The organism is Litoreibacter sp., assembly GCF_058136045.1.
Map to the genome: position 1 here is coordinate 72,405 of NZ_JBYVDD010000006.1, position 22,525 is coordinate 94,929.

24 protein-coding genes and 1 tRNA gene are annotated in these 22,525 nt (G+C 55.1%); 11 read left to right on the forward strand and 14 right to left on the reverse strand.

What is annotated here, in order from left to right; genetic code table 11:
- Positions 1 to 60 precede the first annotated feature (60 nt).
- Genes AC3Y7R_RS08770 through fabA form a run of 3 tightly spaced genes read right to left on the reverse strand, consistent with a single transcriptional unit; the run spans position 61 to position 2,628 of the window.
- Positions 61 to 849, reverse strand: a complete 789-nt coding sequence (locus tag AC3Y7R_RS08770; protein WP_490041658.1) for an enoyl-ACP reductase FabI — start codon at positions 847 to 849, stop codon at positions 61 to 63.
- 3 nt (positions 850 to 852) lie between these two features.
- Positions 853 to 2,082 carry a beta-ketoacyl-ACP synthase I gene (gene fabB, locus AC3Y7R_RS08775; RefSeq protein ID WP_490041659.1) on the reverse strand — a complete coding sequence of 410 codons (1,230 nt, stop codon included), beginning with the start codon at positions 2,080 to 2,082 and terminating at the stop codon, positions 853 to 855.
- Positions 2,083 to 2,118: 36 nt separating this feature from the next.
- Positions 2,119 to 2,628, reverse strand: coding sequence for a bifunctional 3-hydroxydecanoyl-ACP dehydratase/trans-2-decenoyl-ACP isomerase (gene fabA, locus AC3Y7R_RS08780; protein ID WP_490042013.1), 510 nt, complete (start codon positions 2,626 to 2,628; stop codon positions 2,119 to 2,121).
- A 159-nt stretch (positions 2,629 to 2,787) separates the two neighbouring features.
- Here fabA and irrA point away from each other — a divergent pair, with 159 nt between their 5' ends.
- Genes irrA through AC3Y7R_RS08795 form a run of 3 tightly spaced genes read left to right on the forward strand, consistent with a single transcriptional unit; the run spans position 2,788 to position 4,805 of the window.
- Positions 2,788 to 3,204 (forward strand): iron response transcriptional regulator IrrA, encoded by a 417-nt coding sequence (irrA, locus tag AC3Y7R_RS08785; RefSeq protein ID WP_490041660.1) that lies wholly within the window; start codon positions 2,788 to 2,790, stop codon positions 3,202 to 3,204.
- A 24-nt stretch (positions 3,205 to 3,228) separates the two neighbouring features.
- Positions 3,229 to 3,900 carry a DUF1007 family protein gene (locus AC3Y7R_RS08790; RefSeq protein ID WP_490041661.1) on the forward strand — a complete coding sequence of 224 codons (672 nt, stop codon included), beginning with the start codon at positions 3,229 to 3,231 and terminating at the stop codon, positions 3,898 to 3,900.
- Positions 3,885 to 4,805, forward strand: a complete 921-nt coding sequence (locus AC3Y7R_RS08795) for a nickel/cobalt transporter (RefSeq protein WP_490041662.1) — start codon at positions 3,885 to 3,887, stop codon at positions 4,803 to 4,805. The genes AC3Y7R_RS08790 and AC3Y7R_RS08795 overlap by 16 nt, the downstream gene beginning before the upstream one ends.
- Before the next feature lie 6 nt (positions 4,806 to 4,811).
- On the opposite strand, the gene AC3Y7R_RS08800 is transcribed toward AC3Y7R_RS08795, so the two are convergent.
- The 5 genes from AC3Y7R_RS08800 to AC3Y7R_RS08820 form a co-directional block, all read right to left on the reverse strand.
- Complete coding sequence (locus AC3Y7R_RS08800; protein WP_490041663.1) at positions 4,812 to 5,000, reverse strand: hypothetical protein; 189 nt, start codon at positions 4,998 to 5,000, stop codon at positions 4,812 to 4,814.
- 118 nt (positions 5,001 to 5,118) lie between these two features.
- Positions 5,119 to 5,643, reverse strand: a complete 525-nt coding sequence (locus AC3Y7R_RS08805) for an NADPH-dependent FMN reductase (protein ID WP_490041664.1) — start codon at positions 5,641 to 5,643, stop codon at positions 5,119 to 5,121.
- 67 nt (positions 5,644 to 5,710) lie between these two features.
- Positions 5,711 to 7,156 (reverse strand): TRAP transporter large permease, encoded by a 1,446-nt coding sequence (locus tag AC3Y7R_RS08810; RefSeq protein ID WP_490041665.1) that lies wholly within the window; start codon positions 7,154 to 7,156, stop codon positions 5,711 to 5,713.
- Between the two features lie 4 nt (positions 7,157 to 7,160).
- On the reverse strand, positions 7,161 to 7,955 hold the full coding sequence (locus AC3Y7R_RS08815; protein WP_490041666.1) for a TRAP transporter small permease subunit: 795 nt from the start codon (positions 7,953 to 7,955) through the stop codon (positions 7,161 to 7,163).
- A 95-nt stretch (positions 7,956 to 8,050) separates the two neighbouring features.
- Positions 8,051 to 9,097 carry a TRAP transporter substrate-binding protein gene (locus AC3Y7R_RS08820; RefSeq protein WP_490041667.1) on the reverse strand — a complete coding sequence of 349 codons (1,047 nt, stop codon included), beginning with the start codon at positions 9,095 to 9,097 and terminating at the stop codon, positions 8,051 to 8,053.
- Positions 9,098 to 9,687: 590 nt separating this feature from the next.
- Between AC3Y7R_RS08820 and AC3Y7R_RS08825 the strand changes: the two genes are divergently transcribed.
- Together AC3Y7R_RS08825 and AC3Y7R_RS08830 are read left to right on the forward strand one after the other, a co-directional pair.
- Positions 9,688 to 9,975 (forward strand): hypothetical protein, encoded by a 288-nt coding sequence (locus AC3Y7R_RS08825; RefSeq protein ID WP_490041668.1) that lies wholly within the window; start codon positions 9,688 to 9,690, stop codon positions 9,973 to 9,975.
- A 121-nt stretch (positions 9,976 to 10,096) separates the two neighbouring features.
- On the forward strand, positions 10,097 to 10,855 hold the full coding sequence (locus AC3Y7R_RS08830; protein WP_490041669.1) for a Hint domain-containing protein: 759 nt from the start codon (positions 10,097 to 10,099) through the stop codon (positions 10,853 to 10,855).
- 80 nt (positions 10,856 to 10,935) lie between these two features.
- On the opposite strand, the gene uvrB is transcribed toward AC3Y7R_RS08830, so the two are convergent.
- Positions 10,936 to 13,143: an excinuclease ABC subunit UvrB gene (gene uvrB, locus AC3Y7R_RS08835; RefSeq protein WP_490041670.1), complete on the reverse strand. Its 2,208-nt coding sequence runs from the start codon at positions 13,141 to 13,143 to the stop codon at positions 10,936 to 10,938.
- Between the two features lie 130 nt (positions 13,144 to 13,273).
- Here uvrB and AC3Y7R_RS08840 point away from each other — a divergent pair, with 130 nt between their 5' ends.
- Positions 13,274 to 13,585, forward strand: coding sequence for an ETC complex I subunit (locus tag AC3Y7R_RS08840; RefSeq protein WP_490041671.1), 312 nt, complete (start codon positions 13,274 to 13,276; stop codon positions 13,583 to 13,585).
- An 18-nt stretch (positions 13,586 to 13,603) separates the two neighbouring features.
- On the opposite strand, the gene AC3Y7R_RS08845 is transcribed toward AC3Y7R_RS08840, so the two are convergent.
- The 5 genes from AC3Y7R_RS08845 to AC3Y7R_RS08865 form a co-directional block, all read right to left on the reverse strand.
- Positions 13,604 to 14,560 (reverse strand): phosphatidate cytidylyltransferase, encoded by a 957-nt coding sequence (locus AC3Y7R_RS08845; RefSeq protein ID WP_490041672.1) that lies wholly within the window; start codon positions 14,558 to 14,560, stop codon positions 13,604 to 13,606.
- Positions 14,560 to 15,198: a lysophospholipid acyltransferase family protein gene (locus AC3Y7R_RS08850; protein WP_490041673.1), complete on the reverse strand. Its 639-nt coding sequence runs from the start codon at positions 15,196 to 15,198 to the stop codon at positions 14,560 to 14,562. Before AC3Y7R_RS08850 ends, AC3Y7R_RS08845 begins: the two co-directional genes overlap by 1 nt.
- A gap of 109 nt (positions 15,199 to 15,307) precedes the next feature.
- Positions 15,308 to 15,595 carry a hypothetical protein gene (locus tag AC3Y7R_RS08855; protein WP_490041674.1) on the reverse strand — a complete coding sequence of 96 codons (288 nt, stop codon included), beginning with the start codon at positions 15,593 to 15,595 and terminating at the stop codon, positions 15,308 to 15,310.
- Positions 15,596 to 15,633: 38 nt separating this feature from the next.
- Positions 15,634 to 16,311: a PspA/IM30 family protein gene (locus AC3Y7R_RS08860; protein WP_490041675.1), complete on the reverse strand. Its 678-nt coding sequence runs from the start codon at positions 16,309 to 16,311 to the stop codon at positions 15,634 to 15,636.
- 94 nt (positions 16,312 to 16,405) lie between these two features.
- Positions 16,406 to 17,014, reverse strand: coding sequence for a TetR/AcrR family transcriptional regulator (locus tag AC3Y7R_RS08865; protein WP_490041676.1), 609 nt, complete (start codon positions 17,012 to 17,014; stop codon positions 16,406 to 16,408).
- A gap of 95 nt (positions 17,015 to 17,109) precedes the next feature.
- Between AC3Y7R_RS08865 and AC3Y7R_RS08870 the strand changes: the two genes are divergently transcribed.
- From AC3Y7R_RS08870 to AC3Y7R_RS08890, 5 genes are all read left to right on the forward strand, one after another.
- Positions 17,110 to 17,186: transfer RNA gene (locus tag AC3Y7R_RS08870), tRNA-Arg, on the forward strand.
- A gap of 147 nt (positions 17,187 to 17,333) precedes the next feature.
- On the forward strand, positions 17,334 to 18,038 hold the full coding sequence (locus tag AC3Y7R_RS08875; RefSeq protein WP_490041677.1) for an ANTAR domain-containing response regulator: 705 nt from the start codon (positions 17,334 to 17,336) through the stop codon (positions 18,036 to 18,038).
- Between the two features lie 316 nt (positions 18,039 to 18,354).
- Entirely contained in the window at positions 18,355 to 19,722 is a 1,368-nt protein-coding gene (locus AC3Y7R_RS08880; RefSeq protein WP_490041678.1) for a CmpA/NrtA family ABC transporter substrate-binding protein, read from the forward strand.
- Positions 19,723 to 19,764: 42 nt separating this feature from the next.
- Complete coding sequence (locus AC3Y7R_RS08885; protein ID WP_490041679.1) at positions 19,765 to 20,838, forward strand: ABC transporter permease; 1,074 nt, start codon at positions 19,765 to 19,767, stop codon at positions 20,836 to 20,838.
- A gap of 6 nt (positions 20,839 to 20,844) precedes the next feature.
- Positions 20,845 to 22,521 (forward strand): ABC transporter ATP-binding protein, encoded by a 1,677-nt coding sequence (locus tag AC3Y7R_RS08890; RefSeq protein ID WP_490041680.1) that lies wholly within the window; start codon positions 20,845 to 20,847, stop codon positions 22,519 to 22,521.
- Positions 22,522 to 22,525 lie beyond the last annotated feature (4 nt).

Consider the following 22,525-nt stretch of genomic DNA (forward strand, 5'->3'; position numbering starts at 1 on the left):
ATCTTGGCTCTAATATTCACTGCGCCACATCAGAAGATCGTGAAAGGCTGCTTTTAGGCCCTACAGATTTTCAGATTGCGGCATACCCAACACATGATACCCACCATCAACACGGATGATTTCACCCGTGGTACAGGCACCCGCATCAGAGGCCAGATAGACGGCAGTCCCCCCCACGGCTTCCAGCGTTGCATTGGCCCGCATCGGCGCGTTGGCCTCAGTCTGGCGGAAAGTTTTGCGCGCGCCGCCAATCGCAGCCCCCGCCAACGTCTTCATCGGACCGGGTGATATTGCGTTGACCCGAATGCCGTCAGGCCCAAGGTCGTTGGCCAAATAGCGCACAGTCGATTCCAACGCCGCCTTGGCCACGCCCATCACATTATAGAACGGTGTCACACGGTTCGACCCTTGGTAAGTCAGCGTCAGCAATGTGCCGCCATCCTTCATCAAAGGGGCCGCGCGCCGCGCCACATCAATCAACGAATAGCAACTAATCACCATCGAGTTCTTAAAGTTATCGCGGCTGGTATTGATAAAGCGCCCCGTCAGCTCGTTCTTGTCGGAAAACGCAATCGCGTGAACCACAAAATCCAAGCTGCCCCATTTATCCTCGATCGTCTTAAAACACGCATCCAATGACGCATCATCAGTGACATCTACATCCACCAACAGCTCTGATCCAACAGATGCGGCCAAAGGCTCTACCCGCTTGCCGAACGCATCACCTTGATATGAGAACGCCAATTCTGCGCCCTCGGCAGCCATCGCTTGCGCGATACCCCAAGCAATCGACCGCTGGTTCGCGACGCCCATAATCAAGCCGCGTTTGCCTTGCATTGAACCTGCCATGATTTACCCCTTAAATTTCGACAACAGCATGGAGCCGTTGGTGCCACCGAACCCAAACGAGTTCGTCATAACAGTGTCCAAGCCAGCATTCTCGACCAGCGAGGTGGCGATTTCACCCGGTTTTAACGCCGGATCCAACGTCTCGACATTGATCGACGGCGTGATGAAATCATCTTTCAACATCAGCAAGCAATAGACCGCCTCCTGCGCGCCCGTCGCCCCTTGGGAGTGACCCGTCATCGACTTGGTAGAACTAATCGGCGGTGTAGAGCCTTCGCCAAAGACGCGACGCACGGCCTCGACCTCGCCGATATCGCCCACTGGCGTCGAGGTGCCATGCGCGTTGATATAGCTGACTTTGCGCCCTTCAGGGATCGTGCCCAGCGCCAAGCGCATTGCGCGCTCGCCGCCTTCACCGGACGGTGCCACCATATCGGCACCATCAGATGTGGCCCCGAAACCTGTGACCTCGGCGTAGATTTTCGCGCCGCGCGCTTGGGCATGCGACAACTCTTCCAGCACCAAGATGCCACCGCCACCCGCGATCACGAACCCGTCGCGGTTCGCATCGAACGCACGCGAGGCGCGTGTAGGCGTGTCGTTATATTTAGACGACATCGCGCCCATCGCATCAAACAGACACGACAGCGTCCAGTCCAACTCTTCGCCACCGCCCGCAAACATGATGTCTTGCTTGCCCATCATGATTTGCTCGGATGCAGCCCCGATGCAGTGCAGCGAAGTCGAGCAGGCCGAGGTGATCGAGTAGTTGATGCCCTTGATCTGATAAGCCGTCGCCAAGTTGGCCGAAATCGTCGACCCCATGCATTTAGGAACAGCAAATGGCCCGATACGCTTGGTAGCACCCGTTTTCAGCACAGTTTGGTGCGCCGCAAACATCGCAGATGTGGACGGCCCACCAGAGCCAGCAATCAGACCTGTGCGCGGGTTAACCACGTCACTTTCCTCTAAACCGGCATCAGCAATGGCCTGCTCCATCGCGATATACGCGTAAGCAGCCCCCGCCCCCATGAAGCGCAACTTACGCTTATCAATGTGCTCTTTTACGTCAAGTTTCAGAGTGCCAGCAATTTGGCTGCGAAAGCCATGCTCGGCCATTTCCTCGGAGGCGACGATACCGGAGGTGCCGGATTTCAGCGCGGAGGTGACCTCCTCCACATTATTGCCGATAGGGGAGACGATCCCCAGACCTGTTACGACGACGCGACGCATGGGCGTGCTCCTCTTTAAGATAACTCTATCGGCCCTCTAAGTTTCAGAGAGAGCCACTTTCATGTCTTTAACTTCGTAGATGACATCACCGTCGGCCTCTACAATGCCGTCCGCCACGCCCATCGTCAGGCGGCGGGTTTGGATCGCCTTAGTGAAGTCGATTTTATAGGTCAGCATTTTGCGATCCGGGCGCACCATGCCTTTGAGCTTCACTTCACCCACGCCCAACGCATAGCCGCGCCCCTGCCAGCCACGCCAGCCAAGGTTAAAACCCGTCAACTGCCACAGACCATCAAGGCCAAGGCAGCCGGGCATAATCGGGTTGCCGGGAAAGTGGCAATCAAAAAACCACAAATCAGGGGTAATATCGAACTCGGCCACGATATGGCCCTTGCCATGCGCGCCGCCATCGCCCGACACTTCGGTGATGCGGTCCATCATCAACATGGGCGGCGCAGGAAGTTGTGCATTACCTGCACCAAACAGATCACCGCGCGCGCATTTCAAGAGAGCTTCTTTGTCAAAGCTTGTCGGATATTGCGTCATGTCGCTTTGCCCCATATCTCGTGTTGTTACCTTAGGTTCCATCTAGCACTTGCGCTTTGGGGCGTGCAAGGCCCGCCCGTTTGCACCTGCGACTGATTTTCATTTGAAACATGGGGGGCAAAGGCCCTATATGTAAGGCAAGCAAGAGGATTTCGTCCCATGATGTCAGAGTCTACACAACGCGGAACAGATTGGTTGGCTGGTGCCGGGCTTCGCCCGACCCGCCAGCGTGTAACCTTGGCCGAGCTGTTGGTTGGCGATGGGCAAGACCGCCACATCACCGCAGAAAGCCTGCACGCGGCGGCCACTGCGCGCACCGATGGTGTATCTTTGGCAACTGTTTACAACACGTTGAAGGCCTTTTGCGAAGCTGGCCTGATCCGCGAGATCATGGTCGACGGCACCAAGTCCTATTTCGACACCCGCGTTGACGACCACCCGCATTTCTTTTGGGAAGACACCGGCCACCTGACCGACGCCCCGAAAGAGCAGCTGGAAATTACCGCTTTGCCGGAAGCCCCCGAGGGCACCGAGATCGCCAAAGTTGACGTAGTTATTCGCCTGCGCCGCACTTAAAAGCGCGCTCTGAAAGGGCAAACAATGCAACTCATCCGACTGGGGAGCACTGCAATCGCCGCCGTTTGGCTGGCTCTGAGCGCCGGTCCCGCCACGGCCCACCCCCACATTTTTGTCGATACAGGTCTGGAGATCATCTTCGACAAACAGGGCCATCTAACCCATGTGCGGGTGACGTGGAAATATGACGATCTTTATTCGCTGTTTTTGTCCGAGGACTACAAGCTTGATCCTGACCATGACGGCAATCTAACCGATGCCGAGCGTGCGGACCTGACAGGGTTCGATGCCGATTGGGTTGAGGGTTATCCGGGCGACCTTGAGGCCACCATTGATGGACAACTGTTGACCCTTTCGCGCCCGCTGGAACCAACAGCTGATATGATCGACGGGCGCATCATCTCTACCCATCTGCGCGCGGTCACGGGCGCGCCACTGCTGGCGGGCGACCCAATGTCCCTCAAGGCGTTCGACCCCAGTTATTATACCGCCTATGATATGACCCTTCCCATCACCATAACTGGCCGCGAAGATTGCCAAGTGTTGCGGGTGGAACCTGATATTGAAGGGCAGTTGGCGCTGATGCAGGCGCAGCTTTTGCGCCTCGATGCCAACGCCGACCTTGAGGAAAACGATATCCCCATGCTGGGTGGTGATTTTGCCACCGACATCCTCGTCACATGCCCCGCGTTGTAGTCGCCCCCGTTGCCATTGCGGTCACTCTGGCGGGCGCATTGTTGGTTTGGCTTTGGGCCAGTGGCGGCTTTGACGCCATCGCCATTTGGGCCACGGGCGAGCAGCGCGATTTTCAAAACCAGATTGCGCGCAGCCTGCGGGCCTTGCGCGCCGGAGAGCCCGGCGCTTTGGCATTGCTGATGACGCTGTGCTTTGCCTACGGGTTCTTTCACGCCATCGGTCCGGGTCACGGCAAGGTCTTGATCGGCGGCTACGGGTTGGGGCGACGCGTGCCGTGGTTCCGCCTGTCGGTCATCTCGTTGCTGTCGAGCCTTGGCCAAGCCGTAACGGCAGTGGCATTGGTCTATGCAGGTGTTTTGGTTTTCAACCTCAGCCGAAGTCAGATGGTGGGAACGGCCGAGGACTATATGGCCCCGTTCAGCTATGGCGCTATTGTGCTGGTCGGGCTTTGGCTGGTTACGCGCGCTTTGCGTAAATTTTGGCGCCTCCCCGTGGCGCAGCATTCCGAGCATGACCACCATCACCATACCGACGGAGCCTGCGCGGACTGCGGCCATAAGCACGGACCAGACATGGCAGAAATCGAGAGCGCCACCTCACTACGCGACGCATTGATCTTGATCGGCGGTATCGCCATGCGCCCCTGCACTGGCGCTATTTTTGTGCTGATCATCACATGGCAAATGGGGATCGCCATGGCGGGCATTGCGGGCGCGTTTGCAATGGCGCTTGGCACGGCTTTGGTCACCATCGGCGTAGGGATTGCCGCCGTCACCATGCGCGCCGGGCTGCTTGGCTCTTTTGCCGCGTCTAGGCTGTCCACCTACCTGTTGCCCGCAATCGAGCTTGGCGCGGGATTGTTGATCGTCGCCATTGCGTCGGGGCTTTTACTCCGCGCTTTGTAGGACGACTTATAGGCTGTCGAGCTTGCCGTTCTTTGCGGCTTTCTCTTCTTTGGTCAGCTTGGCATTCCATACGTTTTTGCTGATCCCAAGATCATGCGGCATAGGCTTAGTCTTGCCCACATTCACCGTCCCGCCATTATTCAGAAACTGCTGAATAAGAGCGTCGTCGGTGGTCTCTTTAGGTACTTGTTTCATCGCCAAAATCTTCCCATTTTGAGCGCTGTCGCCAGCGGAGATAAGTCTTGTTACCTCCTTACCAACGTCTGGTCGGAAATACCAATGCTTGCCCAGCGCAGGAGGTGGCACGGCACCATTAACCGCAGTATTTCGCAAAGCCTTGCAAGAACTCGGTCACCGCAGCCCGGCGCGATGGCGCCGTCATGTGATGTGAAATCTCGTCTGGTGACAACTTCATCAACTCGAACTTCACGAACAGGTCTTGCGCAAAGCATTGACTGACGGTGGAAAGGACCAATCGAAGCTGCGCCAGCATATCGTCCCCACGATGCGAGGCGTGCATCAGCGCAATCGGTTTACTGATGATCTCGTCGCGCGACACGAGCCAGTCAATTGCATTTTTCAGCCCCCCGGGGATCGCCCGGACATATTCAGGGCTGGATATAATCACACCGTCACTTTCCCTGATTGCATCCACGAAGTTTTGAACGCTCGCAGGAAGAGGTCCGCTTTCTAGATCGGGAGAGAAAACCGGCAAATTCGCAACCCCGGAAAATACGGTGACTTGATGATCCGGCTGCGCAATCTCAGACACCGATCGCAGCAGCGCCGTGTTTGTGGAGTTCGCACGCGCGCTGCCAGAGATTGCCAGAATTTTCACAGGTACGGCCTCTATTCCACGCTATAGGTTTCACCAAAAAGGCCGCCCCGAGGGACGGCCTTTTGATCTAATTTGCGTAAGCGACCGCAGGTAGCCACGTCACGATGCTCGGGAAGGCGAACACGATCCCTAACCCAAAGATCTGCAACAGCACGAAGGGGATAACACCGCGATAGATGTGGCCCAGCGTGATCTCGGGTGGGCAAACGCCTTTGAGGTAGAACAGTGCAAAGCCTACCGGCGGGGTCAAGAATGACGTCTGTAGGGTCACCGCCACCAAAATGGCAAACCACACGATAGATGGATTATCCACCACGCCGTAGCCATTCACCGGAATATCCAGTGACAGCACAACAGGCAGCATCAGCGGCATGATGATCAGCGTGATCTCGATCCAGTCCAACAAGAAGCCCAGCAAGAAGATGATGAACAAGATAAACATCACCACCAGATACTTGTCATCAAACGATGAAAGCACCAGATGCTCGATGATCTCGTCCCCACCAAAGCGGCGCAAAATGAAGGCAAAGAAGTTGGCCGAGATGAAAATACCCACAATGTAGCCAGATGTATTCAACGTCTGGCGCATCACGTCCTTGAACACCCGAAGGTCTAGCTTACGGTTCATGAAGGCCAGCGCTGTCGCGCCCATCGCACCCAGACCAGAGGCCTCTGTCGGGGTCGCAAAGCCAAAGAAGATCGAGCCCAGCACCAGCAAGATCAGCCCCATTGGCGGAACCACCGATTTGGCAGTATCCATCACCACAGTCATGGTAACTTCTGGACGGTTTTCCGGCACTGGCATCGCTTTGGGGTTCACCAAACCGTAGACCACCAAGAAGATGATATAGAGACAACCCAGCAATAAGCCCGGGAACAGCGCGCCCATAAACAAGTCGCCCAGCGAGATGGCCAACTGGTCCGACATAATCACCAACATGATTGATGGCGGGATCAAAATACCCAGCGTTCCCGACGCGGCAATAGTGCCCGTCGCGATCGGCTTGGAGTAATTTTGCTCCATCATCGTGGGGATACCCATAACGCCCAAAAGCACCACGGATGCACCGATAACGCCGGTAGACGCCGCCAAAATGATACCGATCAACATGACTGACAGTGCCAGCCCGCCTTTCAACGCGCCAAACAGCACTTGCATGGCTTTCATCATACGTTGCGCAACACCGGATTGATCCAGCATCAGCCCCATAAAGATGAACATCGGCAAGGCCACTAGAACCGGGTTCTTGATGATCCCCCCAAAGAAGCGCCCGCCATTGGCGAACAGTTTGATATAGGTGATGCCGGTACGGTCAAACTCGATGAACTCGTTGATGTATTTACGGTTCGGGTCCAGCACGAATTCGCCCAGCACGATGAACAGCAACGCCACACCAACCAAGGCATAGGCAACTGGAACACCGCGAAACAGCATGACAATAAAGACCGCGAACATGGCCAACACGGACCATTGGTTCAGCGAAAGGAAGTCAATTAAGGATAGAAGTTGCATGATCTCAAACTTCCTTAGATTTGCTACGTGACAGCAAGTAGCCCGCCACAACAAGCACCACGACCAACCCAATGGCATAGAGGCTTATATTATCGAATGCCGCTTCTTTAGAGATACGGCGCGGCTTAATATCAGTCGTCAGCGCGTAGAACCAATAAAGGGCGTAGTGAAACAGCCGCGAAAAGAGGAAGATAGCCGCAGGCAGGGTCCATAAAACGACCTTATGCAGGCTCAAATCCGAGAACACAGCCAAATTGCGCCGGAACACGCCCCAAGCTGCGGTAAGCGCGATTACAAACATGATCGGCAACGAAGACTTCAAAAGGTAGAGGCGGTGTAAGCCGTTGGGGCTGTCGGAGCCTTCCCATGCCAAAATCGACGACCACGCGTAGTGCATCAAAATGTCGGTCATTATCAACAGGAACGGCATAAGCAGCCAACCAATTGCGAAAACCTCGATCTTGGCTTTCTTCGCGGCACTGAAATTCTGGTGGAAGATGTCTACGCGCACATGGCTTTCAGTGGTGATCGCATAGGCAAAGCCGGTTAGCATCGCAAAGCCGTAAACCCACCATTGCGCATCATCGAGCCAAGCTTGGTTCATCCCGTTTTGACGCATGATAACCTGGGCCACGATGCCCACCATCAGCAATGGAAACAGCCACGCGACGACGTTACCCACGTTGATCATCAAACGATCAGGCCAGCGATGATGCTCGCGGCCAATTTCCCCCGGATCGGTAATAGCGATTGCGACCTCTGCGGGTCCCCCGCTCAGATCTATAGTTTCACCCGACATATCCACCCCCGCGTTCCGCTAAGAACATTTGTATTTTTAGGAAAAAGGGCGGCCAAACTGGCCACCCTCCTGAGTTTAGCCTTATGCGGCGCGCTTTAGTTGCGCGGGCGTGGCAGGTAGATGTTGTCGTTCCAGACTTTATAGCCAGCACGGTACTCGGACAGATCAGCCCAGACTTCTGCGAAATACGCATCTTCTGCTGCCAATTCTGCGGCAACTTCATCCCACTTCTCTTCGAACATGCCCAAAAGCTCTGGCGACCACTGACGGATCTTAACGCCATTTTTCTCGGTGTTCTCGATCATCGCCGCGTAGTTGGTGGCTTCACCCTCTGCGAGGTTGGTGGTGATGTTGGCCAAGCAAGCAACTTCGATTTGTGCTTGTGCTTTCTCGCCCAGACCTTCCCACGCGTCTTTGTTAACCAAAAGTTCGAACAAAGTGGAGGGCTGGTGCCAGCCAGGGAAATAGTTGAACTTGGCGATCTTGTGGAAGCCAAGGCGGCTGTCGATGCGAGGCATGGAGAACTCGGTCGCATCGATTGCGCCGCGTTCCAGTGCCGGGAAGATGTCCGATGCGCCAAGCAGCGAAGTCGATACGCCGATTTTTTCCATGACTTCAGCACCAAGACCGAAGAAGCGCATATTCAAACCTTGCAGGTCTTCGATACCGTTGATCTCGTTCTTGAACCAGCCGGAAGTCTCAGGCGCGATCACGCCACACGGTGTGACGTGCACGTCATAGCCGGCTTCGTCATACATGCGCTGCCAAAGGGCTTTGCCGTCATCATACAAAATCCAGCCAAGGAATTCCCCAGCTTCCGGGCCAAATGGCACAGCCGCGAACAGGGATGCAGATTTGATTTTACCCTGCCAGTAGCCCGATGTTGTGAACGCTGCGTCAACCGAGCCGCTGGAAACCGCGTCGAGCGCTTCCAAGGTCGGGACCAGTTTGCCGGGATCGAAGTGTTCAAATTCAACTTCGGACGAAATCGAGTTCACTTTGGCAACGAAGTCCGTTGCAGCAGTCCCCAAAATCGGAAGGTTTTTGCCAAAGGCAGATGTCATTTCAAGCACGTCTTGCGCCTGCGCCCCGCCAGTCACGACGGACAGACCGAGTGCGGCTGCGATAAGATTGGTTTTCATGTTGTCTCCTCCCAGAGAGCGTAAATTGGTAATATTTTTTCACCACGTAGGGCGTTTACGACAGTCAAGCGTTTCCAGCAATACCCACATCTGGGCAGTTCTTGCTAAACCATTGAGATGATACCGCTAAATACAATAAATTTCCAAGCCCCCTTATGCTTTAGTTAACTTTGGGGCCTGACCCGGAGTGGATGCTCCGCAGAATATCCACCACGAGGTGCGGTTTGTGAGGGCATCGAATCGGCCACTCAATCGAGCGTTCCTTATCATTTCAAAGCGACCCGGCAGAGTATCCAAAAATTGGTACGACCATCCATTTGCGCGGGTAAAATGATTTCAAAGAAGATAAAACCTTCTATTTTTCAAAGCCTTAAAAGTAGCTCCAATTTGTAGAACCCACCCCCCCCGGCAACCTAATGTAACTCTTGGCTGCCAATACGTTACCTAAAGTAAGGTCCTGTTATTCGGCACAAAAATGCCTTTTTTGACCAACATATGCTTACGTTAATATATCAAGACTACTATGGCCCCCGGCGCTTCAATCCGGTCAGCCTTTGACAGTGTTTTAACGAGTGTGAGAGTGTGAAATTATGGGCAATGCCTATTTATTCCAAATTGGTGGCAATTCAGGCACCAGCATAATTGACGCCGATTTCTCGTCCGGCGAATATGTTGAGTACTGGCAGGAAGCCTCTCAACACATCTACCAAAACAGCACCGGCCAAGGCGCTATAAATGAAGACGGCCACGGCACAAGCGCCATCAATATTAACGAGACGTTCATGGTTGACCGGACACCGGACACCGGACACCGCTGGCGGCGAAGAGGTCTTTCAGAATTCATACTATACTGGGAATACCACGTCCGGGCACAGTGAGCTTTTTGGCATCGGAAATATTAGATACACAGATCCAGATACTGGGACTTACGTATATCTGACCCCACCGGGGGGCATCGTTTACTCAATCGTCACGGATACGGCGACCGGCGATAAATACATGCTAACGCGCTTCTACACTGATGAAGCGGCGCAATGGTTTGCAGGTCTTGCCAACACCATACCAGAAGGGGCGCCCACCCTAATAACTTCTGGTGGCAACGCAGCGTTCATTTCAACCAGTGGAACCACGTCCATCATCTGTTTTTGTCGCGGGACATTAATCTTGACAGACCAAGGAAAAAAAGCGGTCGAAGACATTACCTCTGAGGACCGTGTGCACACTCTGGACCATGGCTTTCAGCAAGTGCGTTGGATACACAAATCCAAGGTGCAATTCATCGAACACTCTGACAAAAACCGTCCAATTCGAATTACAGCAGGTGCATTAGGCCTTGGGATGCCGGAACGTGATTTGCTGGTCTCTCCGCAGCACAGAATGATGGTGTCCTCGGTGATCGCGAAACGCGTCACTGGTGCTGGCGAGGTTCTCATCGCCGCAAAAAACCTGACCGCCCTGCCCGGCGTCTCGGTTGAACAAGACATAGCCGAGGTCGAGTACTGGCACTTTTTTTGCGACCAGCACGAAATTGTTCTGGCAGAAGGAGCCCCATCCGAGACACTGCACCTTGGGAAAGAAGCGATCAAATCCTTATCCAAAGAGGAAACGGATGAACTGGCAGACTTGTTCCCAGCGGTTCTGACTAAACATTTTGACCCTCAGCTGGCGCGCTCAATTGCCAACAAGAAAGACGCAACCTCAATCACGGCCCGCCACATCAAAAACAACAAGCCACTGATCTCGCAGATGACAGTTTAACTGCGGCACTTGGATAGGTCTGCCTTGGCAAGCCTATAGGACCCCGTTTCTTTGGTGCCTTCCGGCAAGCGAGCCCATGGTCACTTCCGGCCTCGCCCCCTTACGCCACCGCGTTGTCCCGGCCTGCCAGCCGTGGATCGGCCTGACATTTTCTTGCCATCAGCCACCGCTTTATCCACGGCATATTGACGCGCGAGCGGATCATCGGAGACGACCAACTCAACCGTCTCAAGCCGCTTCACCTCGTCGCGCAGGCGGGCCGCTTCTTCGAACTCAAGGTTCTCGGCAGCCTTGCGCATATCGGTACGCAGACCTTCCAGCACGGCCTGTAAATTAGCGCCTGCCAATGGTGCATCAATCGTGGCGGTGACGCGGTTCATGTCCACATCGCCTTTGTAGAGGCCAGCTAGAATATCCTCGACGTTCTTTTTGACGGTTTGCGGCGTGATGCCGTGTTTCTCGTTATAGGCCATCTGTTTGACGCGGCGCCGCTCTGTCTCGCCCATGGCGCGCTGCATCGAGCCGGTGATTTTATCGGCATACATAATGACGCGGCCATTCACGTTACGCGCGGCGCGCCCGATGGTTTGAACCAGCGAAGTCTCGGAGCGCAAAAAGCCCTCTTTGTCGGCGTCCAGAATGGCAACTAGGCTACATTCGGGGATGTCCAACCCCTCGCGAAGTAAGTTGATGCCGATCAGCACGTCAAAGGCCCCGAGGCGCAAATCGCGCAGGATTTCGATGCGCTCGATCGTGTCGATATCAGAGTGCATATAGCGAACTTTGATGCCGTTCTCGTGTAGGTATTCGGTTAAATCTTCAGCCATGCGTTTGGTCAAAGTGGTGACTAAAATGCGGAAGCCATCAGCCGTTACTTTGCGAATTTCATCCATAACATCATCGACTTGCGTCTCGACTGGGCGAATTTCAATTATGGGATCCAGAAGGCCTGTGGGGCGGATCACTTGCTCAACAAAGACACCGCCTGATTGCTCGATTTCCCACGCGGCGGGCGTAGCGGAGACGAACACGGATTGGGGTCGCATGGCGTCCCATTCCTCGAACTTCAGCGGGCGGTTATCCATGCATGATGGCAGGCGAAAGCCGTGTTCCGCCAACGTGGATTTGCGCTTAAAGTCACCTCGGTACATGCCGCCGATTTGCGGCACCGAGACATGGGATTCATCGGCGAAAACGATGGCATTATCAGGGATGAACTCGAATAATGTGGGGGGGGGCTCGCCCGGAGCGCGGCCCGTTAGATAGCGCGAATAGTTCTCGATCCCGTTGCAAACACCGGTGGCTTCCAGCATCTCTAGGTCGAAACTGACCCGCTGCTCTAGGCGCTGTGCCTCTAGCAATTTACCGTCACCAGTGAGTTGTGGTAGGCGCAAAGCTAGCTCTGCTTTGATGCCTTTGATGGCCTGTTGCATGGTCGGGCGCGGGGTGACGTAGTGGGAGTTAGCGTAGATGCGAACGCGCTCAAAATTGTCGGTTTTAGTGCCAGTGAGCGGGTCAAATTCGGCAATGGTTTCAAGTTCCTCACCAAAAAATGACAGCCGCCATGCGCGGTCATCTAGGTGGGCTGGCCAGATTTCAAGTGAGTCGCCGCGCACCCGAAATGTGCCGCGCTGAAAGCCTTGATCGTTGCGTTTATAGGCCTGCGCGATGAGGTCGGCCATGACTTTGCGCTGGTCGTATTCTTGGCCGACATGCAAATCTTGCGTCATTGCGCCGTAGGTTTCCACGCTGCCGATGCCGTAAATGCACGAGACTGAGGCGACGATGATGACATCATCACGCTCGAGCAAAGAGCGGGTGGCGGAGTGGCGCATTCTATCAATTTGCTCGTTTATCTGGCTCTCTTTTTCGATGAATGTATCGGAGCGCGCGACATAGGCTTCGGGCTGGTAGTAGTCGTAGTAGGAGACGAAATACTCAACAGCATTGTCAGGAAAGAAGCCTTTGAATTCGCCGTAAAGTTGCGCCGCGAGGGTCTTATTGGGGGCAAGAATGATTGCAGGACGGTTGGTTTCTTCAATAAGTTTAGCCATCGTAAAGGTTTTGCCCGTACCAGTGGCCCCAAGCAGGACTTGGTCACGATCGCCATTGAGGATGCCGGACTTCAACTCGCGAATGGCAGTGGGCTGATCACCTGCGGGCTCGAACTCGGTCTCGAGGCGGAACTGGATGCCGCCTTCTAGCTTGCCACGGGTTTTAACATCGGGGGCAGGGTTGGACAGGTATGGCTGTTGCTCGGGCATCTGTTCGGGAGAGTTATTGTGCATGAAAGCGAATCCTTGGGGTTGCTCCTAAGATGAGCTTTTTGAGAGCAGCTTCAAGGCGTGCGGTATTGTACTCTTGCCATAGGGTGTCAGGATCGCGATATATAGGCTGAATTTTCGGGAGAAACGACCCATGCGAGCACGTATTTACCAGCCAGCCAAATCCGCCATGCAATCAGGCACGGCGAAGACGAAATCTTGGGTATTGGAATTTGTAAACGATACAGGCCGCGGCGTGGACCCGTTGATGGGTTGGACTTCGTCCGATGACACGCAGGCACAAGTGAAGCTGACCTTTGAGAACAAAGAGGCCGCGCTAGACTACGCCAAGGGCAAGGGCATTGAGGCCGTTGTGACCGAGCCCAAGACACGCAAACCGGTGATCCGCAAAGGTGGCTATGGCGAGAACTTTGCGACGGGCCGTCGTGGGGCTTGGACGCATTAAACGAGGGTTAATTTCGGTTTAACCGTAGTAGTATCGCGTTACATGAAAAAACACAGGTGCGGCAAAAACCACCGAATCCAACTGATCCACAAAGCCGCCTTGGCCGGGGATCAAATGGCCCCAGTTTTTGATGCCTCGATCTGATTTGATTGCCGCCAGAACCAGTGATCCACCGACACCGACCATGTAGGCCATTAGCGCCATCGCGATGGAGGCCAATGGTGAAAACGGCGTCATCCAAGTGAGTAGTAATCCAAGGCTTGCTGCAAGTGCTGCGCCGCAAATGATGCCTTCGCGGGTTTTGGGGGAAACGGCAGGGGCTACTTTGTGTTTGCCAATGCGGCGGCCGGCAAAATATTCCATCAAATCGCCCATTTGGATGACGAAGACCAGATAGGCAATTAGCAACGGTGCGCGGTCGCCGTAATTGGGGATGTCTAGCGTCACCAATGCGGGGATATAGCTAGCGCAAAAGACGCAGATCATCAGGCCCCATTGGGTTTCCGAGATGCGCGCAAGGAAGTTTTGATCCGCTCCTTTGCCGCCGCGCAGCACGGATAAAACTGGCAACAGCAAGAAGGCGTAAACGGGAATGAGGGTCGAGAACATCGCCACCTCCCCCCACCAGATCAGCACATATTGGAATGGCAGGATCAGATAGAAACTGGTGACCAGTGACCAGTGGTCGGCATTGGTTTTGGTCGTGAGGGTCAGAAATTCGCGCAGCGCCGCAAGTGAGCAGAAGGCGAAAAGTAAGATGATGCCTATCGGGCCGATCATCAGAGCAGTCGAGAACAAAAACACCATACCCCACCAGCTGTGCAAACGAGTCAAATAGGTCTCGACCACCAATTCGGCGTGGGTTTTTGGCAGGCGGATGCGTAGCACCTCGCCGATAAGTGTGGCGAGGATCAGCAAGCCGCAGCAGGCAGCAAACAGAAAAAGAAGGTCGGAATTTGTTTGAGTGATTTCCATCAGGCACCCCCCCGCGTTGGGATCAGTTCAAGCAATGTATCCGAGGCGCGGCTCAGAAATGCGTCCTTGCCTTCACTGTCTTGCACATGGATCGGCGCGCCAAAAATAACGGTGCAGGCCAGCGGCACGGGGATGACCTCGCCGGTCGGCATGATGTGGGAAATATTGTCAATCCAGCAGGGAACCAAGTCCACCTCGGGGCGCTTTCTGGCGATATTATAAAGCCCCGCCTTGAAAGGGGTTAACGGATCATCGGTGCGGTTTCGCCCGCCCTCTGGGAAAATGATGATTGAGGAGCCTTCATCCATGGCGGCAATAATCTTGGCAATCGGGTCATCAATCCGGTGCTCGGCACGGCGATCAATGAGGATGCCGCGAAAGACATCACGCCCCGTAAAAGCACGCAGCTTGTTTTTCAGCCAGTAATCGGCCGCGGCCACAGGGCGGGTTTCACGGCGTAGGGCGGCAGGCAGCACGGTCCAGATAATTGGCAAATCCGCATTGGACGTGTGGTTGGCGTAATAAATGCGCTGGCGGCGCACCGGCTCAATGCCGCGCCAGTCAGCGCGTGCGGCGGTGATAAATTGCGCGAAGAAGGCAATCAGTTGTCCAACGATCGAGGCGGCAAAGCGGCGCATTGAGGCTCTCTTTTTGTAAGGTTCGCCCAAGGGACAGGATTTGGCCCGATGACGCAAGGAAAACCGCGCCCTCAGGAAAAGAGGGCGCGGTGGTGAGCAGGATAGAAAGTTAAGCGGCTTTTTCGACAGTCACAAAATCTTCCAGAAGCTTCTCGTTCTGGGCGCGCTCAATTTGTTGAATACGATCCTCGTTGATGCGCGCATCAAAGCGGTATTTGACGAAATTCACGAGGCTCAGAGATAGCATCAAGATGCCGATCCCCCAGAAACCTTTGGTGGCGAGCGGCACATCAGGCGACATATATAGCGACAGGGCAAGCATGCCGTAAGCAATAAAAACGCCCGCGAGGTTAACCATCATGATCAAGGTGTTGTCGGATTTAAATACATTATTCATTGGTATTTTCCTTTGTTTGAAACTTCAAATCAGTGGATTTATTTCTTGGTTTTAAGGCGCTTAAGGACGTCAGCCCCGGTGGCCCGTGTGGCTGCGCCATAGCCCGCGTCGGACATTCGATCTGCCAGCGTCTCGTGATTTAAGTCACGATCAATGTCGGCAAGGATTTCCGCCTGCTCGAAGGGATCATCCTTTTTCAAAACGTTAGCAATAAGCTCCTCGGCCTCGGCGGCGCTAGATTTGCCGTGCAGGGTCGTGTTCAATTTGGTTTGAACCGATTGCTCATACCGGACAGCCTTTGCGGTGATCGCACCTTGTTTCAGGTCGATAATGCGGCGATTTCCGGTCTCGATGGAATGGCGCAATTGCAATATGCGTTGGTCCAAGCGCCCCAAGGTTTGTCGGCGGACTTCCAGCTCGTTTTCCAACTGGGCAATAGCGTTAGCGGCCTCGGTCGCCATGACCTCATTGTCATCATCCAGCGCTTTTGTGGCGCGCTCGGTAAGGTCCGACACGCGGGCCTCAATTGACCTAATTTGGCGATCTTCAGCGCGGTGGCGCTGAATCAGGCTAGCCAAAGTTGCTTTGGCCGCGCTTAGGCTGTTGCTTGCTTCGCGGATTTTTTGCTCGATCAACTCGATGGCGTAGACATCGCGGACCGTCTCGTTGGCCCGTGCATTTGCGCCGGTGATCAGTGTCTTCAAAGTCGAAAGCATCTTGGTATCTCCTACATGGTGGCGCAGTGAACGCCGTTCATGAATTCAGCATACCTAAAGATGAACGCCGTTCAAGTATTTTATTGAACCGTGTTCACAATTTTGACGGAGAAGATGTTAAGTGCTTGAAAACAAGCGTAATCATTTTCTCCAATTGGTCGACCGGGACCGCGGATATACGCCGCTCTAGCCCTAAAAGGACGATACCGTGCACTGATGAGAACAACCCGCGGGTCATTAGAATCACATCTTCACGAGGCATATCTGGAAATATCCGCACCAGAGGGGCCGCGATCAGGGCAAAGACCCTTTCCAACTCCTCCTGATACCAATCCGGGACACCTTTCTCTGTAGAAACCTCCAGATCAAACAGCGTTCGCCATGCGGGGGTATTGTCGCGCGCGAAGTGTAAATACGCGTGTGACATGGTGATCAGCGTATCAACCGGGCGCCCAGTAGGGGCCGCCGTCACCGCAGCCGAGACATGTTCGCCCACACGCCGGAATGTTCTCGCGTTCACCGCCATGATCAAGTCATTCAGGTCGCCAAACACATTATAGATTGCACCGACAGCGCATCCCGCTTCTTTCGCCAGCACACGCGCCCTGATTTCAGCAATGCCACCGTCAGTGATACGGGCTTCGGCAATATCAATCAGTTTCGCGCGCAAATCATTGCGCTTCTTTTGAACTTTGCCCGCCATGCGACCCCCTTGAACTACGTTCACAAATAACCATCCACACAGAAGAAGCAAACCCCTTGCCTTTATGCGCCTGTTTTCGCAATAAGCGGGGGAGTGGTCCCGTAGCTCAACTGGATAGAGCACCTGCCTTCTAAGCAGGGGGTTGGGGGTTCGAGTCCTCCCGGGATCGCCACTTACCTTTCGAACCTAGGCCCAGCTTGCCAAGCAACCATGGTTGGAAAATTTTGCGCCCGCATCGTTACCACCCTAGAGGCTTTGGCGTCATCGCACACGGCCTCTGATCCGGCGGCACGGGCCGCAGCAAGCCCCCTTTCCTTTCATGCCCGCAGATTGTGCAGATCACAGTCTAACCGACAAAAAACTGACCTTTTGGGTTCAACATTTGCCTTGGGCGCAGCTTCTGGTGGCTCACTCGGCCCTGTTAAGGTTAGGCAAAACCGTGAAAAACAACCCTGAAATTTTGCTCGTTGAGCCAGACCTTCTGAAAGCGCGCGCCATTATTGACGCGTTGAAGGCCGGTGGCTGGGCCAAAACGACCTCTATCCCCACACCTGCGGAGCTGCCGCTCGCTCTGAAACAGCGCGCCCCAGACGTCATTTTGATCGACCTTGCCCAGCCTGATCTGGAAACCCTCAAGCATCTAAGCATCGCAACGAATGCCAACGCACGGCCAGTCGCACTTTTTGTCGCCCACACGGATGAGGCCATGACACAGGCCGCCATTTCGGCCGGATTTAGCGCCTATGTCGTCGATGGGTTGCACAAGGACCGGATCAAAGCAGTGTTGGAAACCGCTATAGTTCGGTTCCAAATGATTGACAAAATGCACTCAGAACTGGCGAGCGCAAGGCGGGCACTGTCCGACCGCAAGACAATTGACCGCGCCAAAGGGGTCTTGATGAAGGCCCGCCAAATGTCGGAAGAAGACGCCTATGCCTTATTGCGCAAGACCGCGATGAACCAAGGCCGCAAGGTGATAGATGTGGCCTCGGCTTTGGTCACGACCGCGGATTTACTCCAGTAAAACCCTCTTGCGTTATTTCGCCTCCCGATTCTTCTCCTCGCTTTTCACCGCGACACAAATTTTGACTCCGGACCGAAAGCAGTGACTAAAAATTAAGCATTCGCTGCAACGCAGCATAAAACCCCACTCATGCCTTGCCCATGGCATTGCACTTCCCCCGCCAGCGATGAAATTTAGGCTCAGGGCAACGAAGTCCTCATTGGCCAGCGATGAAGTTAGCCTTCCCAATTCAAGAGCAACGCCGCTCGATTGCGCACGCGCCTCCCTCTGCGTGCACCAGTCGAGCGGCTTTTTCGCGTGCCTACAGGACCCAGTAATGAACCATATCAAATGCCTCCTCGCCGCCACCGCTTTATGCGCTAGCCCCGCAATGTCCCAAGTGTTGGACCTTGAAAAAGACGAGTTAACCCTTGGGTTTATCAAGCTAACCGACATGGCCCCCTTGGCCGTCGCCTATGAGAACGGCTACTTTGAGGACGAAGGCCTGTTCGTGCGTCTCGAATCCCAAGCGAACTGGAAAGTTCTGCTCGATGGGGTGATCGACGGGCAATTGGACGGGGCGCATATGTTGGCTGGCCAACCTCTGGCCGCGACCATTGGCTACGGCACCAAGGCGCATATCATCACCCCCTTCTCTATGGGGTTGAACGGCAACGGGATCACCGTTTCCAACGATATTTGGGAGCAGATGAAGTCCCATGTTCCGCTTATGGAAGATGGCCGCCCGCAACACCCGATCAGCGCCAGCGCCCTTGCTCCTGTGGTCGAGGATTACAAAGATCAAGGTATCGCATTCAACATGGGCATGGTTTTCCCGGTCTCGACCCACAATTACGAAATCCGCTACTGGCTGGCCGCGGGTGGCTTGCAGCCCGGCTATTATTCACCCCAAGATATCAGCGGCCAGATTGGCGCAGATGTGTTTTTATCCGTGACCCCTCCGCCGCAAATGCCCACCACCATGGAGGCCGGCACGATCTTCGGCTACAGCGTTGGCGAGCCGTGGAACCAACAAGCCGTGATCAAAGGCCTCGGCGTGCCGGTTATCACTGACTACGAGTTGTGGAAGAACAACCCCGAAAAGGTTTTCGGCATCACCGCAGAGTTCGCCGAAGAGAACCCCAACACGACGATAGCACTTACCAAGGCGTTGATCCGCGCCGCGCAATGGTTGGATGAAAACGACAACGCCAACCGCGAGGACGCCGTCGAAATCCTGTCGTACTCGGAATATGTGGGGGCCGATAAGGACGTCATCGCCAACTCCATGACAGGCACGTTTGAGTATGAGAAAGGCGATGTCCGCGATGTGCCTGATTTCAACGTATTCTTCCGCTACAATGCGACCTACCCGTTCTACTCGGATGCAATCTGGTATCTCAGCCAGATGCGCCGCTGGGGGCAAATTGCCGAACAAAAAACTGATGAATGGTTCATCGACACCGCCAAAAGCATCTACCGACCCGACATCTATCTACGCGCGGCCCGGATGCTGGTGGATGAAGACATGGCCAATGAGGCCGACTTCCCATGGGACAGCGACGGGTTCAAAGCCCCCACCCCGGCGGCTGATATTATTGACGCCATTCCTTACGACGGGCGCACGCCAAATGCCTACCTTGAAAGCCTGCCCATCGGCCTGAAAGGCACGCAAACCGTCACCGATTCCCAAGTGCAAGGCTAAGCCGCACCCTCACCACCTCTTTAGAAAAATGCAGGTTCCAACATGACCGCCATCGACCAAAACAGCCTAGACACTGAAGCGCGGCGCGCCCGCCTTTTCACCCGCATCAACAAAGCCGACGCATGGCTGACAGTGTTGGGGCTGGCGTGGGTGACCCCAATCATGAAGGCCGTAGCGGGTGACAATCCGCGCGCACAAGCGTCCGAGGTTTGGCGTCTATTGGGGGTGCCGCTGCTGGCCATCGCATTGTTCTTGGCAGCATGGGGATTTCTGGCCCCAAAGGTCCAAACGTCTCTGGGCGAAATCCCCGGCCCGGCGCAAGTTTGGCAACAAGCGCTTAGCCTGAACGCCGACGCGGCGCGTGGTCGCGTGAAGGAAGCCGCCTTCTATGAGCGCCAAGATGCGCGCAACGCCAAACTGGTCGCCAATGGCCAAGCCGATAAGGTCAAGCAGCGCGCCTACACAGGCAAGCCAAGCTATTACCAACAAATCTGGACCTCGGTAACAACCGTGTTCTTTGGGTTCCTGATTGCCTCCGCCATCGCCATTCCACTGGGGATCATGGCGGGACTGTCGCCCACCGCCAATGCCGCAATCAACCCGCTGATCCAGATATTTAAGCCCGTCAGCCCCCTTGCTTGGCTGCCCATTGTTACCATGATCGTCTCGGCGCTTTATGCCAGTAACGACGGCATGTTTTCCAAGTCGTTCCTTGTGTCGGCCGTCACTGTCACCCTGTGCTCGCTTTGGCCGACCCTGATCAACACCTCGCTTGGCGTCGCCTCCATCGACAAGGATTTGATCAGCGTCTCCAAGGTCTTGAAAATGTCCACCATGACCAAAATCACCAAGCTGGTTTTGCCCTCTGCCCTGCCGTTGATCTTTACTGGCCTGCGTCTGTCACTTGGGGTTGGCTGGATGGTGCTGATCGCCGCCGAGATGCTGGCGCAGAACCCCGGTCTGGGAAAATTCGTCTGGGACGAGTTTCAAAACGGGTCGTCGCAATCGCTCGCCAACATCATGGTCGCGGTTTTCACTATCGGGATTATCGGGTTCTTACTGGACCGGGTCATGTTCGCCCTGCAATCCTTGTTCACTTTCTCGGAGGCACACTGATCCGCCATGAGTATTTTGAATTTTCAAAACGTATCCAAAGGGTTCGGCACTGGCACCCACCGCGCCGAGGTGCTGAAAAACATTAACCTTGAGATTGTCGAGGGCGAGTTTCTGGCCATCCTCGGCTTCTCTGGCACGGGCAAATCCACGTTGATGAACCTGATGGCAGGGCTGGAAACACCAGACGCGGGCACCCTCACATTTAAGGACGCGCCCATCGCAGGTCCGGGGCCAGAGCGCGGCTTGGTCTTTCAAAGCTACTCTTTGATGCCATGGTTAACCGTGGGCGGAAACATTGGGCTAGCCGTCGATGCAGTTTTCCCAAAACTGTCCAAAGCCGAGCGCGAGGCGAAGATCGATCACTACGTCGCCATGGTCGGCCTCAGCCATGCCAAATCGCGCCGCCCTGCCTTGCTATCGGGCGGGATGCGCCAGCGGGTATCGGTGGCACGCGCCTTGGCGATGAACCCCGAAGTGCTGTTGCTGGACGAGCCACTATCCGCACTTGATGCGCTGACGCGCGCCAATCTGGCCGACGAGATTCTCGACATATGGGAGCAGGGCAAGAAAACCTGCGTGCTGATCACCAATGATGTGGACGAGGCTATTTTGCTTGCTGACCGGATCATCACGCTCAACCCGGACGGCACGCTGGCTGATCCCGTCACCGTGAATATCCCACGCCCCCGCGACCGCATGGCGATGAACAATGACGCCGGATTTAAGGCGCTGCGCAAGCAGGTCACGGGCTACCTGATGGACGTCGGTATCACTGCCAAAGCCGGGGTCGCGCGCACGCTCCCCGGCATTACACCCATTCACAGCGTGCCCGCCGTCGTCGCCAAGGCGCAGGAGGGTGGGCTTGAGGAGCGCTATCTGAACTTCTCGCAATTGCACAAAATTTACCCGACACCCAAGGGGCCACTTACCGTGGTCGAAAACTTTGATCTAAAGGTTAACAAAGGCGAGTTTATCAGCCTGATCGGGCACTCGGGGTGCGGCAAATCCACGGTATTAACCATGGCTGCGGGCTTGAATGAAATCTCCAAAGGAGCGATCCGCCTTGATGGCTGGAACGTCGAAGGGGCCGATCCGGAGCGCGCCGTAGTGTTCCAATCACCCAACCTTTTCCCATGGTTGACGGCCAAGGAAAACGTCGCCATCGGGGTCGATAAAGTCTACCCGCGCGCCTCGCAGCCGGAACGCCAAGATGTCATCGAATACTACCTCGAGCGCGTCGGGCTGGCCGACAGCATGGACAAGCTGGCCTCGTCCCTGTCCAACGGGATGAAGCAACGCGTCGGCATCGCTCGCGCCTTTGCCCTGTCACCCAAATTGCTATTGCTGGACGAGCCGTTCGGCATGCTCGACAGCCTCACCCGCTGGGAGTTGCAAGAGGTCTTGATGGAGGTCTGGTCGCGCACAAAAGTGACCGCCGTCTGTGTCACCCACGACGTGGACGAGGCGATTTTGCTGGCCGACCGCGTCGTGATGATGACCAACGGACCACAAGCCACCATCGGCAAAATTTTGGATGTAAAACTGCCGCGCCCGCGCACTCGAAAGGCGCTTTTGGAGCATCCAGATTACTATTCCTACCGGCAGAGCGTGTTGGATTTTCTTGAAGAATACGAGCATGGCGCGACGCCAAAACCAAAGCCAAAAGCCATAGCAGCGGAGTAATAAA

Bases quoted from the DNA above. Each gene is read 5' to 3' on its own strand.
- AC3Y7R_RS08770 (WP_490041658.1), bottom strand. From the start codon at position 849: ATGGCAGGTTCAATGCAAGGCAAACGCGGCTTGATTATGGGCGTCGCG.
- fabB (WP_490041659.1), bottom strand. From the start codon at position 2,082: ATGCGTCGCGTCGTCGTAACAGGTCTGGGGATCGTCTCCCCTATCGGC.
- fabA (WP_490042013.1), bottom strand. From the start codon at position 2,628: ATGACGCAATATCCGACAAGCTTTGACAAAGAAGCTCTCTTGAAATGC.
- irrA (WP_490041660.1), top strand. From the start codon at position 2,788: ATGATGTCAGAGTCTACACAACGCGGAACAGATTGGTTGGCTGGTGCC.
- AC3Y7R_RS08790 (WP_490041661.1), top strand. From the start codon at position 3,229: ATGCAACTCATCCGACTGGGGAGCACTGCAATCGCCGCCGTTTGGCTG.
- AC3Y7R_RS08795 (WP_490041662.1), top strand. From the start codon at position 3,885: ATGCCCCGCGTTGTAGTCGCCCCCGTTGCCATTGCGGTCACTCTGGCG.
- AC3Y7R_RS08800 (WP_490041663.1), bottom strand. From the start codon at position 5,000: ATGAAACAAGTACCTAAAGAGACCACCGACGACGCTCTTATTCAGCAG.
- AC3Y7R_RS08810 (WP_490041665.1), bottom strand. From the start codon at position 7,156: ATGCAACTTCTATCCTTAATTGACTTCCTTTCGCTGAACCAATGGTCC.
- AC3Y7R_RS08815 (WP_490041666.1), bottom strand. From the start codon at position 7,955: ATGTCGGGTGAAACTATAGATCTGAGCGGGGGACCCGCAGAGGTCGCA.
- AC3Y7R_RS08820 (WP_490041667.1), bottom strand. From the start codon at position 9,097: ATGAAAACCAATCTTATCGCAGCCGCACTCGGTCTGTCCGTCGTGACT.
- AC3Y7R_RS08825 (WP_490041668.1), top strand. From the start codon at position 9,688: ATGGGCAATGCCTATTTATTCCAAATTGGTGGCAATTCAGGCACCAGC.
- AC3Y7R_RS08830 (WP_490041669.1), top strand. From the start codon at position 10,097: ATGCTAACGCGCTTCTACACTGATGAAGCGGCGCAATGGTTTGCAGGT.
- uvrB (WP_490041670.1), bottom strand. From the start codon at position 13,143: ATGCACAATAACTCTCCCGAACAGATGCCCGAGCAACAGCCATACCTG.
- AC3Y7R_RS08840 (WP_490041671.1), top strand. From the start codon at position 13,274: ATGCGAGCACGTATTTACCAGCCAGCCAAATCCGCCATGCAATCAGGC.
- AC3Y7R_RS08845 (WP_490041672.1), bottom strand. From the start codon at position 14,560: ATGGAAATCACTCAAACAAATTCCGACCTTCTTTTTCTGTTTGCTGCC.
- AC3Y7R_RS08850 (WP_490041673.1), bottom strand. From the start codon at position 15,198: ATGCGCCGCTTTGCCGCCTCGATCGTTGGACAACTGATTGCCTTCTTC.
- AC3Y7R_RS08855 (WP_490041674.1), bottom strand. From the start codon at position 15,595: ATGAATAATGTATTTAAATCCGACAACACCTTGATCATGATGGTTAAC.
- AC3Y7R_RS08860 (WP_490041675.1), bottom strand. From the start codon at position 16,311: ATGCTTTCGACTTTGAAGACACTGATCACCGGCGCAAATGCACGGGCC.
- AC3Y7R_RS08865 (WP_490041676.1), bottom strand. From the start codon at position 17,014: ATGGCGGGCAAAGTTCAAAAGAAGCGCAATGATTTGCGCGCGAAACTG.
- AC3Y7R_RS08875 (WP_490041677.1), top strand. From the start codon at position 17,334: ATGCCCGCAGATTGTGCAGATCACAGTCTAACCGACAAAAAACTGACC.
- AC3Y7R_RS08880 (WP_490041678.1), top strand. From the start codon at position 18,355: ATGAACCATATCAAATGCCTCCTCGCCGCCACCGCTTTATGCGCTAGC.
- AC3Y7R_RS08885 (WP_490041679.1), top strand. From the start codon at position 19,765: ATGACCGCCATCGACCAAAACAGCCTAGACACTGAAGCGCGGCGCGCC.
- AC3Y7R_RS08890 (WP_490041680.1), top strand. From the start codon at position 20,845: ATGAGTATTTTGAATTTTCAAAACGTATCCAAAGGGTTCGGCACTGGC.